Origin of the sequence: Bartonella sp. MF74HXZ (assembly GCF_042194445.1) — a bacterium.
Lineage (GTDB): Bacteria > Pseudomonadota > Alphaproteobacteria > Rhizobiales > Rhizobiaceae > Bartonella > Bartonella grahamii.
Genome location: NZ_JBHIMW010000001.1, coordinates 249,776 through 262,916, shown reverse-complemented (window position 1 = coordinate 262,916; position 13,141 = coordinate 249,776). Strand labels below are relative to the sequence as shown.

Annotated in this window: 11 protein-coding genes; 7 read left to right on the top strand and 4 right to left on the bottom strand. The window is 37.9% G+C overall.

Translation table 11 applies throughout. The features are described from left to right. Nucleotides 1-10: 10 nt before the first annotated feature. Both ACFIJ8_RS01060 and ACFIJ8_RS01055 read left to right on the top strand, forming a co-directional pair. Nucleotides 11-754: a TlyA family RNA methyltransferase gene (locus tag ACFIJ8_RS01060; RefSeq protein ID WP_012754823.1), complete on the top strand. Its 744-nt coding sequence runs from the start codon at nt 11-13 to the stop codon at nt 752-754. Then, entirely contained in the window at nt 751-2,004 is a 1,254-nt protein-coding gene (locus ACFIJ8_RS01055) for a class I SAM-dependent RNA methyltransferase (RefSeq protein ID WP_273787909.1), read from the top strand. Before ACFIJ8_RS01060 ends, ACFIJ8_RS01055 begins: the two co-directional genes overlap by 4 nt. Before the next feature lie 542 nt (nt 2,005-2,546). On the opposite strand, the gene tldD is transcribed toward ACFIJ8_RS01055, so the two are convergent. Further along, nucleotides 2,547-3,971 carry a metalloprotease TldD gene (gene tldD, locus ACFIJ8_RS01050; protein WP_012754825.1) on the bottom strand — a complete coding sequence of 475 codons (1,425 nt, stop codon included), beginning with the start codon at nt 3,969-3,971 and terminating at the stop codon, nt 2,547-2,549. A gap of 109 nt (nt 3,972-4,080) precedes the next feature. Next, entirely contained in the window at nt 4,081-4,662 is a 582-nt protein-coding gene (locus ACFIJ8_RS01045; protein WP_273787911.1) for an invasion associated locus B family protein, read from the bottom strand. Between the two features lie 307 nt (nt 4,663-4,969). Between ACFIJ8_RS01045 and cyoE the strand changes: the two genes are divergently transcribed. The 4 genes from cyoE to rnhA all read left to right on the top strand — a co-directional run bounded on the left by cyoE (nt 4,970) and on the right by rnhA (nt 8,575). Continuing rightward, nucleotides 4,970-5,905, top strand: a complete 936-nt coding sequence (gene cyoE, locus ACFIJ8_RS01040) for a heme o synthase (protein WP_375638690.1) — start codon at nt 4,970-4,972, stop codon at nt 5,903-5,905. Between the two features lie 182 nt (nt 5,906-6,087). Beyond that, nucleotides 6,088-7,143, top strand: coding sequence for a 4-hydroxy-3-methylbut-2-enyl diphosphate reductase (gene ispH, locus ACFIJ8_RS01035; protein WP_375638688.1), 1,056 nt, complete (start codon nt 6,088-6,090; stop codon nt 7,141-7,143). After that, nucleotides 7,143-8,102 (top strand): homoserine kinase, encoded by a 960-nt coding sequence (locus ACFIJ8_RS01030; RefSeq protein ID WP_375638686.1) that lies wholly within the window; start codon nt 7,143-7,145, stop codon nt 8,100-8,102. Before ispH ends, ACFIJ8_RS01030 begins: the two co-directional genes overlap by 1 nt. A gap of 5 nt (nt 8,103-8,107) precedes the next feature. Further along, nucleotides 8,108-8,575, top strand: coding sequence for a ribonuclease HI (gene rnhA / locus ACFIJ8_RS01025; RefSeq protein WP_375638684.1), 468 nt, complete (start codon nt 8,108-8,110; stop codon nt 8,573-8,575). Nucleotides 8,576-8,599: 24 nt separating this feature from the next. Here the strand turns inward: rnhA and ACFIJ8_RS01020 are convergent, their stop codons facing one another. Then, nucleotides 8,600-9,481, bottom strand: a complete 882-nt coding sequence (locus ACFIJ8_RS01020; protein ID WP_375638683.1) for a protein-disulfide reductase DsbD domain-containing protein — start codon at nt 9,479-9,481, stop codon at nt 8,600-8,602. A gap of 71 nt (nt 9,482-9,552) precedes the next feature. Here ACFIJ8_RS01020 and ACFIJ8_RS01015 point away from each other — a divergent pair, with 71 nt between their 5' ends. Then, nucleotides 9,553-10,137 carry a YqgE/AlgH family protein gene (locus ACFIJ8_RS01015; RefSeq protein ID WP_012754832.1) on the top strand — a complete coding sequence of 195 codons (585 nt, stop codon included), beginning with the start codon at nt 9,553-9,555 and terminating at the stop codon, nt 10,135-10,137. A 42-nt stretch (nt 10,138-10,179) separates the two neighbouring features. Here the strand turns inward: ACFIJ8_RS01015 and ACFIJ8_RS01010 are convergent, their stop codons facing one another. Next, nucleotides 10,180-13,065 carry an EAL domain-containing protein gene (locus ACFIJ8_RS01010; protein WP_375628203.1) on the bottom strand — a complete coding sequence of 962 codons (2,886 nt, stop codon included), beginning with the start codon at nt 13,063-13,065 and terminating at the stop codon, nt 10,180-10,182. Between the last annotated feature and the right edge of the window lie 76 nt (nt 13,066-13,141).

Genomic DNA, 13,141 nt, shown 5'->3' with positions numbered 1-13,141 from the left:
CGAGTATGATATGGCTGCCAGAAAAAGGCTCGATATTCTCTTAGTTGAAAAAAACTTTTTTACGACACGTTCACGCGCACGTGATGCTGTCATGCGTCAAACTGTTAAAGTTAACGGCGAAATCGTTTTTAAAGCTGGGCAAATCGTTTTTGATGATGCAGAGATTGCTGTTTGTGATCCAGCGCAGAATTATGTTTCTCGGGCAGCGTTAAAATTGATTGCTGCACTTGATGCATTTCCGATTATAACAGATAAAGTGACGGCCATTGATGTTGGCGCATCAACAGGTGGTTTTACACAAGTTCTCTTAGAGCGTGGATCGGCTCATGTAATTGCCGTTGATGTTGGGCATCATCAATTTGATAAACGTTTATTGGGCAACAGTGCTATAACGTTATTAGAAGGCTTGAATGTTAGAGATTTTCAACATAAACATTTAGGTGGGCGAGAAATTGATCTTATCGTTTCAGATGTTAGCTTTATTTCTCTCAAACTTGCATTGCCTCCCGTTTTGTCTTTAGCTAAGAAGGGTGCCCAAGCTGTTTTACTGGTAAAGCCTCAGTTTGAGGTTGGTCGTAAACACTTTAGTAAGGGAGGAATATTAAATCCATCAATAGCTAAAGAAATTGCTGAGGCGCTTTTTGTTTGGTTAAATACACAAACAGGGTGGAGCGCAAGAGGTTTAATTCCTTCTCCTATTACAGGTGGTGATGGCAACGTGGAATATTTACTATTCGGAGAAAAACAAGAGTGAGTGACAATGTCATAATCGACCATATCGGAGCAAATGGGTATGGTACTTCTAGGACGTCTCGCGGCTTCGTTTATGTTCCTTTTACTTTACCAGGAGAGTGTGCTGAAATTACTGTTCATGGAAAATATGCAACATGTATAGCATTAAAAGAAAAATCATTAGAACGCATTGATACTCTTTGTCAGCATTTTGGAGAATGTGGAGGGTGTACTCTTCAGCATTGGCATATGGATGCTTATCGCGTATGGAAACAACAATTGGTTGTTGATGCGCTTAAAAAGTATGGACTTAATAATGTTGTTGCGCCTTTAATAGAATGTAAACCTTATAGCCGACGGCGGATTACTCTAACAGCATCTATGACCCCACAGGGGCAAAAAGTTGGTTTTAACCGTTATCTCTCTCATGAGATTGTAGCTCTTGAGGAATGTCCAGTAAGCCGTCCAGAGCTTATTTCTCAGTTGCATAATATCAGAGAGCTCTGTGCTTTTCTAAGCAGCTCTGCCAAACGGTTTCATGTTACAATAACACGTGTTGAAAATGGTTTAGATGTTGCTTTAAGCGGTTGCATTGTACACCATGAATCACTTCGTCAGAAAATGATCAGTGCTGCTCTTTCATATGGGATTATACGTTTATCTGTTGACGGTGAAGTGTTGGTTGAACGAGAAAAACCAGAGATTTACTTTGGAGATGTCTGTGTTGAATTTCCTTCTGGTGGTTTTCTTCAAGCAACCTGCGAAGCTGAAAATATAATGGGCAATATTATTTTGACTCATTTAAAAAAAGCAAAGAATGCTGTTGATTTGTTTTCAGGGATAGGAACATTTACCTTGCGCATGGCAAAAAAGATGAATGTTCATGCAGTAGAAAATAATGAAGATGCATTAAGAAATCTAAATACAGCAGCACGTTTTGCAACTGGTTTAAAAACGGTCACTTGTGAAAAACGTGATCTTTTCCGACATCCCCTTTCTGTAAAGGAACTTGAGGGTTTTGAGAGTGTTGTTTTTGATCCTCCCCGTGCTGGTGCAGAGCAACAAGTACGTGAATTAGCGAAGACAACAGTATCACGTGTTGTGGCAATTTCCTGTAATCCTACTACATTTGCTCGTGATTTATCTCTTCTTGTTGCAGGGGGGTATACAGTAGAAAAAATCATACCGATTGATCAATTTTTATGGTCACCACATGTCGAAATTGTTGCTGTTTTGAGCAAAAAGAAAAAAAAGAAAGCTTGGAAGCTTTAGCCTAAAATTTTTTAATGCCATGAAGATTTTTTTAAAGTTTACTTGAGTATTATTATAAAAATCTCTCCAAAATTTCTCTATAATAATAACCTTTTGCCCGTTGAATTAAGAGCACTGAATGTAGAAAGTGTTTTTTATTTTAAACTTTTTTATTATGAAATATAAAAGGTAAATTACCCCACACAAAAGACTAATGTATTACGAAGAAGATGTATCTGAGCAAGCCGGTGCCAGTGTTATATTTGCCATCTCCCAATGTTTCTACAACTCTTGGTACTTGAGGGGGACATAAGAGGAATCTTTGGTCCTGTCTTTGATAGTTTTTATTCATATAACTCCCCCCCCACCTGTAACGTACAAACGAAAGATTTTGATTGATTCAACATGGAACAGATTTGAAATGAGAGAATCTTATGGTATTCAAGGTTCTAATTCAATATGAACAACGATAGATTATCTTTATAAATCAACGCATTTTACAAAAATCACAAAGTGCTCGTGATAGACGAGAAGGAGGCAATATTGAGAAGGAATGAGAACGCTTATTCCTTTACAAGCGCAGTTCCACCGATTGTCATATTATTGATTCGAAGATGAGGTTGACCGACACCAACAGGAACGTTTTGCCCAGCTTTCCCGCACATACCGATACCATTATCAAGTTTGCTATCATTGCCAATCATTGTAATACGTTTCATGGCATCTGGTCCATTACCGATAAGGGTTGCACCTTTAATAGGCGCTACAATTTTACCATTTTCTACTCGGTATGCTTCAGTACATTCAAAGACGAACTTTCCAGAAGTGATATCAACTTGTCCTCCACCAAATGAAACAGCATAGATACCATGTTTGAGTGAAGAAAGGATTTCTTCAGGTGTTTTATCTCCTCCTAACATGATTGTATTGGTCATTCGTGGCATTGGTGCATGAGCATAAGATTCACGCCGTCCATTTCCAGTTGATTTACCTCCCATAAGCCGTGCATTAAGCCTGTCTTGCATAAAACCAACGAGCTTTCCATCTTCAATAAGAACGTTATATCCTGAAGGGGTCCCCTCATCATCGACAGTGAGAGAGCCACGGCATTGTGGAATTGTACCATCATCAACAACTGTAACACCTTTTGCCGCAACTTGTTGTCCTAAAAGTCCAGCAAAAGCGGATGTTTTTTTACGGTTAAAGTCACCTTCTAAACCATGACCTACGGCTTCATGGAGCATAACGCCAGGCCATCCATTGGCTAAGACAACATCAAAAGATCCTGCAGGTGCTGCTTCTGCTTCTAAATTTGTTAAAGCCATACGTAAGGCCTCATCCGCAGCTTTTTTCCAATTGTCTTCATGAATAAATTGGTCAAATGCTTGTCGCCCTCCACATCCATAAAAACCATTTTCACGCCGATTACCCTCAGCAACAACCACAGATATAGAAAGTCGTACAAGAGGACGAATATCACGAACCAAATAACCATCTGCACGTAAAATTTCAACATGTTGTAGCGAGCCGGAAAGAGAAGCAGTCACTTGATGCAATTTATCATTTTTAGCACGTAAATAGGCATCAATTTTTTGCAAAAGAGCACTTTTTTCTTCAAATGATGGAGCATCAAGGGGGTTATGCGGTTGATAAAGTCTCTTGTTTGTTTGTTGAGGTGCTATGCTATAAGTCCCTGCATGATTATTATAGGTAACAGCTTTAGCTGCTTCACTGGCACGTTTGAGTGCAGCAACTGATAACTCACTAGAGTGAGCGTATCCAGTAGCCTCTCCAGCAACAACGCGTAGTCCAAATCCCATATCTTGATGAAATGAGCCGTTTTTAAGCTGTCCATTATCAAATAAAAGAGCTTCGCTTTCTGTATACTCAAGGTAAAGCTCACCATCATCAGCATGATGAAGCGTTTCCTGTACAAGTGATTGCACTTTAGAGGAAGCAATATCAAAATGATCTATCAGCGATTTCATAAGAATTATCCTATCTTTATGGGGGCTTAGAAGATTTTTATTAATCTAATTTAAGGAACGTTCAAAATATACGATGAGATTTTTATCGTCTAAAGCGTATAGATTTCATTCATGTCGGTAAGGTTTCATAGGCGTCGGCAAGACCATGAAGGTCAACAAAACCTCCAATCCCTTGTTCAGGAGTTGTAAAGATAAAATAGGTTGCCATTTTTCCTTTTAAAAAGAGCTGCAATATGTCTTCTTTAAGAAAGGCTTCAGCAACACAATTATCACCAAGACAGCGACGATATTCCATTCTGCCCATATTTTTATCGTCAATTTTAATTCCAACGCCAGGACGTAATTCAACGCGAATTGGAACAAAAACACGCATCAAAGCACCTTGCTTTTGAGGAAGTTTATAAAATGTAACACGCAAGGTAATATCATGACGACCTTGTGTATGAACGTTTTGTACAACTTCACACTGCATGTTAGGTGTACCTGGCGGTAGAGCACAAACTTTTGTCCATGCACCATAGGTTTGTGGAGCAGGGACATTTTGCGCATAGGGTGTTTGTGCAAATGCATGATTGATAAAACTACTATAAAGTGTGTAAAGAACAGCACCAATAACAAAACTTTTTTTGAGTAATTTATGAAGTATCACAGAAAATCCTATCCGACTCAACAAACACACACAACCATGCATAGATTTACATAAAAAAATGAATTCCCCACATAAAAACTATAACACAAAATCAGTATTTACCCAAATATATTAATCCATAGGATATATTTTTATGATACATTTGTAATGTAGGAGAGAATGTTGATTGAAAAAATGTATTTTTGTTGCCAATATTTCCATCTATTTTTAGGGGATACGTGCGAACGAGGTATTTCATATTTTCTAAAAAATACGATTGGTCTTAATTGATCATTTCCATACGCTAGATAATATTTGTCAGATAATATTGGTTTGTGAATGACAGAAATGGAAAAGGGCTTTGAGCGGAATGTCAGTTTCAGGAGAGTTATCGGTTGTGAATGGTAAATCAACGCCACCAAAATCCGGTATTGGTGATTATATCACATTATTAAAGCCACGTGTTATGTCTCTTGTGGTCTTTACGGCTCTGGTTGGTTTGCTTGTATCGCCTGTTCCTATCAATCCGTTGTATGGTTTTTTAGCGATTTTATGTATTGCTATCGGTGGTGGCGGTGCGGGAGCACTGAATATGTGGTATGATGCTGACATTGATGCCGTGATGGAACGGACCAAAAAACGTCCTATTCCTACGGGTAAAATCAGTTCCCGAAAAGCATTTATTTTTGGCATGGTTCTTTCTATGCTTTCGGTATTGGTTATGGGGAGCTTTATTAATTGGTTTGCGGCATTTTTTCTTGCGTTTACGATTTTCTTTTATGTCGTTATCTATACAATTTGGTTAAAACGTATCACACCACAAAATATTGTTATTGGTGGTGCTTCTGGGGCTTTTCCACCAATGATTGGATGGGCTGTGACAACAGGGTCAGTGAGTATTGATAGCTTTTTATTGTTTTTAATCATTTTTATGTGGACACCCCCTCATTTTTGGTCTCTTTCTTTATTTTCATCTCTTGATTATGAGGCTGCAGGTATTCCTATGATGCCTAATGTACGAGGTGAACATTCAACAAAAAAACAGATTTTATTTTATACTATTTTGATGGCATTATGCGCTGCTGCTCCTTGCTTTACTGGTCTTGGCGGAATTTTTTATGGTATTTTTTCAACAATTTTAAGCATTATCTTTGTTTATTTTGCCTATCGTTTGTGGAAAGCTGATACACATAATGAAACTATTTTGATGGCAAAAAAACTGTTTTTCTTTTCATTACTTTATTTGGCAGCTATCTTTGGAGTTCTTTTGATTGAATCTCTTGTTTGGTATTTTATTGCTCTTTAGTCGCGTAAAATGAAAGAAAAAATTTTAAAAGAGCTTTGTTGCAAGAACATATTGTAAGAAAACACGATAGAGTGTGTTCTTATGCAAAAGATGGTATTGCCAGTTTTTTTACATTGCTTATTCATGTATAACGATAGATTGTTTGAATATATAGCTAAAACTGTAGAGATTAAGGATGATTTATGTCTGGACTTCCCCCTTTAACGATACGTCTTTGTGGTCCACGTGGATTTTGTGCAGGGGTTGATCGTGCTATCCAGATTGTTCTCCTTGCATTAAAAAAATATGGTGTTCCAGTATATGTTCGTCATGAAATTGTACACAACCGCTACGTGGTTGAGGGATTACAACAACGGGGAGCCGTTTTTGTTGAAGAACTTGATGAGATTCCAGAAGAACATCGCAATCAACCGGTTGTTTTTTCTGCTCATGGTGTACCAAAATCTGTTTCAGAAGAAGCACGATGCTATAATTTGTTTTATCTCGATGCAACATGTCCGTTGGTCTCGAAAGTTCATAAACAAGCGATACGACATCAACGTCATGGTCGTCATGTTATATTGATTGGTCATGCTGGTCATCCTGAGGTGATAGGGACAATGGGACAGCTTGAAGAAGGGGCTGTGACGCTTATTGAAACGATAGAAGATGCTTTGCATTACCAACCCAATGATCCAGATAAATTAGGATTTGTTACACAAACAACGCTTTCTGTTGAAGATACTGCAGGAATTCTCGATATATTACAACAACGTTTCCCTACATTAGCGGCCCCAGCAGCTGAGTCAATTTGCTATGCTACAACGAATCGACAAGATGCGGTTAAGGCAGCAGCAAAGGGGAGTGATTTGTTTTTGATTGTTGGAGCGCCAAATTCTTCTAATTCACGGCGTTTAGTAGAGGTTGCCGAAAAGTCTGGTGCGCGGCAAGCTATTTTAGTTCAGCGCGCTGATGAAATTAATTTTGAAAACCTAAAAGCTCTTTCTATTGTCAGTCTTTCAGCAGGGGCTTCGGCTCCTGAAATTATTATTGATGAAATTATTTCAGCGTTTCGTGAGCGTTATAATGTCACAATAGAATTAGCTGAAACAGCAGTAGAAACGGAAAAATTTTTAGTGAGTCGCGAATTACGTGACGTCATTTTAACGTCGCAAGATATGGCTTTCGTCAATGGTCAAGCAAATAATGCAAAAAATGAAAATCAGAATACAGACACGTCTACAACGAAAGCAGAATAATGGCCGTTTATACAGATATTCATTCAAATGATTTAAAAGTGTTTTTAACACGTTATGCAATAGGGTCACTTTTGTCTTATCAAGGTATAGAGGAGGGGATTGAAAATTCTAATTTTATGTTAGAGACAACACAAGGGCGATTTATTTTAACACTTTATGAAAAACGTATTTCAAAAGATGATTTACCTTTTTTTTGTCGCTTGATGCAGCATTTAGGACAGCGTGGAATTCTTTGTCCTCAACCTGTTATTCAAAATGATGGAATGATGATCTGTGAATTAGCAGGACGCCCTGCTGCTATTATTACTTTTCTGGAAGGAGAGTGGGTCCGCCAGCCCACTATAGATCATTGTGGCGAAGTGGGGACGGGGTTAGCACAATTACATTTAGCAGGACAGGATTTTACACTCAGTCGTAAAAATACTCTTTCTGTTATGGATTGGCAGGTATTGTGGCAACGTTGTCAAACAAAAGAAGACGCATTATTAAAAGAATTTGGGCAAAAAATTGAGTTGGAATTGGCTTTTTTACAGGAAAATTGGCCGCTCAATTTACCAATAGGCATTATTCATGCAGATTTATTTAATGATAACGTCTTTTTTGTGAATCATCGTCTTTCTGGGATAATAGATTTCTATTTTGCTTGTAATGACTTTTTTGCTTATGATTTAGCGATCTGTTTAAATGCTTGGTGCTTTGAGCCTGATCATTCTTATAATCTGGCCAAAGCACGTAAGTTATTGGAAAATTATCAAAAAATAAGACCATTGATCCCTTTAGAATTGGACAAGATTGTTTTGTTAGCTCGTGGTGCGTCTTTACGTTTCTTACTCACACGTCTTTATGATTGGTTTAATACACCACCTAATAGCTTTGTTATTAAGAAAGATCCATGGGAGTATTGGCACAAGCTTTGTTTTTTCAGTAATGTAAATTCGCTAAGTGAATTAGGTTTTTAAATTTTATGGCAACTCAACAAAAAGTCGTTGAAATTTATACAGATGGTGCTTGCTCAGGGAACCCTGGAATTGGAGGATGGGGAGCAATTTTACGCTGGAATGGTCATGAACGTGAGCTTTATGGCGGTAAGGTTCATACAACAAACAATCAAATGGAACTCATGGCGGCAATTTGTGCATTAAAGGCGCTTAAAGAGCCCTGTTTGGTCGACCTTTATACAGACTCAGTTTATGTGCGTAACGGTATATCTAAGTGGATTGAAGATTGGAAAAAGAATAATTGGCGCACTGCATCAAAAAATCCTGTTAAAAATATGGAGCTATGGCAAGCTCTTGAGGATGCTTGTTCTTGTCATACAGTCAGATGGCACTGGGTAAAAGGACATGCGGGACATCCAGAAAATGAACGCGCAGATGCCCTTGCTCGCAAAGCAATTGCTCAATATCGCGAAAATGGACGTTTTCCAGCATAATTACTGTTTGAGAGTTTTTTTCTTTTATCGCGGAGTCGCAAGAGGGGTTGGCTGCGTACGGAATATGAATGTTCCACTTAAGGCGTAATCTTTAAAAGAAACTGTATAAAAAATTTTTTGGTTTATTTCTTCTGGTGCGAAATAGAGTGGAGCACTGAAGAGTGTATATTCTGCGTTATCACTGACTTTTTTTGCTGCTCCAATTTGCATTTCTCCTCCATCTAAAAAGAGAGAGGAAGGAGTGGTTTTGTTGTTATTTTGTATTTTTATAAGAAGGGTACTGTTATTTTTTTCGGCACTTATTTTTAGTGCATTCTGCATCATGCGGGGCAAAGAATCTTGGGCATTTTTTAAGAAGGAAGCAGGAAGATGTTTATTTTTAAGAGCAGATGGCGAAAAATCAAAGTTAACAGTAAATGGAAGACAGATTTTATTACATAATCCAAGAGTCAAAGCACCACTTAAATTTTTGCTTGAACCAGAAAGATTGAAGGGCAATATTACTTTATCTTTATAGCCTAATGACCAATCATTTTCTGTTTCAAAAAGCTGTGGGGTAGGATAAAAGATTTCATAAGAAACCTGTTGGTTGAAATTAAAAAACGGTGCCATGCCAGAGTTACCTGGATTACGCCAGTAAGTTTTCCATCCTGGTTTAAGCACAATCTCAATAATGCCTTCTCTTATTCCAGAAAGAGAAGGTTCGGTGATCGCTAATCGGATACGACCACCATCTGATTCATACCAAGACGTTGCGAAAAGCTGGAGTTTTTGTTCTTTTTGAGCATTTACAGGAATGTTAAGTAATTCTAAAACTATGAATGTTAAGCTTAAAGTAACTAAAAGCTTTTTATAAAAGAAAGTTGCGATATTTTGTAAATTTGTAAATATATGACTTTTTTTCATTGGAGTTTTATTTTCCTAGTGTACTAAATGAACAAACTTTTATCATGTAAATTATGGAGAATAACAAATTAATGAAGCGGTGTAATGGCTTTTTAGGTGGACAATTACTCATAGCAATGCCTGGGATGAATGACAAACGCTTTATTCGTTCTGTTATTTACATTTGCGCGCATTCTGATGCCGGTGCGATGGGCATTATTCTCAATCAATTGCATCATATTGATTTTCCAGAGCTTTTGCTTCACTTGGGAGTCATAGACAGTGGCCAAAAAAAAAGTCTTTCTGAACCAATAAAACAGTTTCCAGTTCGCTATGGTGGTCCTGTTGACCCTTCGCGTGGTTTTGTCCTTCATTCAGATGATTATGCTTGTGAAGAAACTGTTTTTATTGCAGATAAGGTCTGTTTTACTGCGACAATTGATATATTAAAAGCGATCAGTTGCGAACAAGGTCCGCAACATGCACTGGTAGCGTTAGGTTATGCTGGATGGAAAGCGGGGCAACTTGAGGCAGAAATTTCTACAAATGGTTGGCTAATCAGTTCTACATCACCTAGTTTTCTTTTTGAAAGTGATTTAAGCTGCAAGTATGATAAAAGTTTAACACGCATGGGTATCGATCCAACTTATCTTGCTTCTGAAATGGGACACGCGTAGAGTTTTTTCTAAGCTTTTTAACTTTACACGTTATTTTATCCCTTATGTTTTTATTTTATAAGGGAAATGGCTCTGAACGAGCGTAATTAATTCTTCTATGGCAATCGGTTTCGTTACAAGTGTGCTTTGAACATATTTACAGCCTTCTTGACGGAGGAAGATAGCTTCTTTTTCATTTTCAACACCTTCTGCGATAATTTGCAAATTAAGATCTGTTGCCATATTAATGATAGACTTGAGAACAATTTTCTTCTTAAGGGAGTCGATTGAAATAAGTGAACGATCAAGTTTAACCATATCAAATGGATAACGTACGAGATAGGTCAGAGACGAATAACCTGTTCCAAAATTATCGAGTGCGAGATTCATTCCAAGTGTTTTAATTTGTTCGAGAAAGTGCGCTGATTGTTCAGGATTATTTCTTAAGACAAATTCAGATATTTCAATCATCAAACGCCCTTTGTGGAGCGGATGACGAAGCAAAGCGGCGCGCAATTGACTGATAAAACGAGGATGAATCATTTCTGCGCTTGGTAAATTAATTGAAATAAAGAAAGATTGTTGGGAAAACTTTTCTTGTACATTTATAAGATCGATAATGGCATTATCGATGATAAATTGTGACAAATTCATAACAATTTGTTCGTTTTCTACGATTTTTATGAAATCAGAGACATTTAAATTTCCATAAGTGGGATGATGCCATTCTACAATTGTTTCAAAACCAATAATATGTCCGTCTGATAAATTAAGAATAGGATGGTAGAGGATTTTTATCTCATTACGTTTTATGGCATAGTGAACATCTTTTTCCAGAGTATTATGTTCGAGACCCAAAGTGCGAAAATTAGGACGGAAAGGTTCAATATGGTTTCCACCCATTTGTTTTGCACGAATCATCGCTAATTCACTATCATTAAAAATATCTTTAGCCGTCGATCGGCTTTCACTCCATGTAACCAATCCGATAGACGTTGAAAGGATTATTTTGTTTTCTGAAAGTGAAATAGGTGCTGAAATTGTTTTGTGCAAATGATCTGCAAATGCTGCAATTTTTTGTGGTTCAGTTTCACTGAGTAAAATAATTGCAAAGCGGTCTGCTGAAAGGCGCGATAAGGTGTCTTGAAAATTAATGAGACGGTTTAAACGACGTGCGATTATAAGCAGTACAGTATCTCCAACTGCTATGCCTAATTTGCGATTAATTTGGCGAAAATTGTCAAAATCAATCATAAAGACAGTCGGTCTAATTTTGATATTTGCTTTCGCCAAAGAGGTATAATTTTGTAGTCTATCGAAGAAAATTTGTTGGTTAGGAAGGCCGGTTAAGCTGTCGTGGATTGCATCATGCAATAAGCGTTCTTCGGATTTTTTGTGGTTAGTAATATTGACAATGGTTCCAATGACACGTGTGATTTTCCCATCTTTTTGCATAGCCGGACGTGCACGAAGAGAAAACCAATGATAATAACCACCACCGGAAGAAAGCCGAAAAATTTGATCAATGCGCCCTTTTTTATTTTTAAGAATGATATCTAATACGGCTTGAAAGCGTTCACGATCATCATGGTGCAAGGCTGAAATCCAGTTGCGCATAGGTCCATTGAGGTTATGAATTTCAGTACCAAAAAGGGTTGCCATGTTTGGATGTACAACAATACGGTCACGCTCAATATTCCAATCCCAAATAATATTTCCAGCTCCCTTTGCTGCGAGTACTTGTTGTTCAAGGTCGGAAAATATTCCTTCATGGAAAGCGTCATTAGAAAAAGTTTGTTGCAGGACAGTAAAGCTGATGAGAAGAACAATGAGCACTAGTCCTCCCGCTAATGCTGGCTGGATAATATCATTGTTTAGATATCCAGCTATGCAGGCATAGGCTCCAACACACCAAAAGCTAATGAGCAACCATGTTGGGATAAGCATAATGGCGCGGTCATAGCTTCTGATTAAGAAATAGATGATTAATATTATACCAAGCACAGCGGTAAGACCAAAAGACAAACGCGCAATTCCAGCTGCTCTGATTGGATCATAAATAGCAAAGGCTCCTAGACTGCAAAAGGCAATGGTCCAAGCGATAGCACCGTAACTAAAATGATAATGCCAGCGGTTAAGACTGAGATAGGTAAAAAGAAAAATGAAGAGTGTAGCAGTAAGTGCTACTTCTGTACCAGCACGCCAGATTGGTTGTGTTGTGAGTGTAACTGCAAAGAATTTATTTAAAAAGTTGAAGTCAATACCAATATAAAAAAGCACAGCCCAAGCAACAGCTGCTGTTGCAGGAAACAGCCCTGTTCCACGGACGACGAAGAGAACAGTTAACAAAAGCGCTAAGAGACCAGATATACCAAGAAGAATACCATGATAAAGCGTATAAGAATTAATTGCATCTTTATAAGCTTCAGGTTGCCATAAATAGATTTGCGGTAGATTTGCAGAGTTAAGTTCGGCCACAAATGTAACAACAGCACCAGGGTTAAGGGTAATACGAAAGATATCAGAGTTTGCACTAAGTTGACGATCGAGGGAAAAACCTTCGCTTGGCGTTATGGATTGAATCCTTGCTGATCCAAGGTCTGGCCAAAAAAATCCAGAACGCGCCATGCGGTAGTGGGGGGCAACTATGAGACGATCGACTTGTTCATCTGTTGGATTTGCAAGAGAAAAAACTGCCCAATTTCCGGAAAAATTTTCATTTTTTGCCTGCACTTCAATACGCCAAACAATACCATCTGGTCCTGGCGCTGTACTTGTTTGAAAAATAGAGCTGTTTGTATGGTGAATTTCAATTGCTTGTGAGAGATCAAGAGCAGCATCCTGAGAAGAAATTTTAACTGGCTCAATTGCTTGTGCTGATGTAAGATGGACAAGAGAACTAACGACTACAATGAAAATGATGTCAATTATTTTACGCAAACTCTTCACAATGTCCCACTCTCAATATTTTTGGATGTTTAACTTTCATTTCGATTTTTGAGAAAAAACGTCCACCTTTTATAAT

What these genes read in the sequence shown, in the direction of transcription:
- ACFIJ8_RS01060 (WP_012754823.1), top strand. Translation starts at nt 11, where the DNA reads ATGGCTGCCAGAAAAAGGCTCGATATTCTCTTAGTTGAAAAAAACTTT.
- tldD (WP_012754825.1), bottom strand. Translation starts at nt 3,971, where the DNA reads ATGAAATCGCTGATAGATCATTTTGATATTGCTTCCTCTAAAGTGCAA.
- ACFIJ8_RS01045 (WP_273787911.1), bottom strand. Translation starts at nt 4,662, where the DNA reads ATGCATGGTTGTGTGTGTTTGTTGAGTCGGATAGGATTTTCTGTGATA.
- cyoE (WP_375638690.1), top strand. Translation starts at nt 4,970, where the DNA reads ATGTCAGTTTCAGGAGAGTTATCGGTTGTGAATGGTAAATCAACGCCA.
- ispH (WP_375638688.1), top strand. Translation starts at nt 6,088, where the DNA reads ATGTCTGGACTTCCCCCTTTAACGATACGTCTTTGTGGTCCACGTGGA.
- ACFIJ8_RS01030 (WP_375638686.1), top strand. Translation starts at nt 7,143, where the DNA reads ATGGCCGTTTATACAGATATTCATTCAAATGATTTAAAAGTGTTTTTA.
- rnhA (WP_375638684.1), top strand. Translation starts at nt 8,108, where the DNA reads ATGGCAACTCAACAAAAAGTCGTTGAAATTTATACAGATGGTGCTTGC.
- ACFIJ8_RS01020 (WP_375638683.1), bottom strand. Translation starts at nt 9,481, where the DNA reads ATGAAAAAAAGTCATATATTTACAAATTTACAAAATATCGCAACTTTC.
- ACFIJ8_RS01015 (WP_012754832.1), top strand. Translation starts at nt 9,553, where the DNA reads ATGAAGCGGTGTAATGGCTTTTTAGGTGGACAATTACTCATAGCAATG.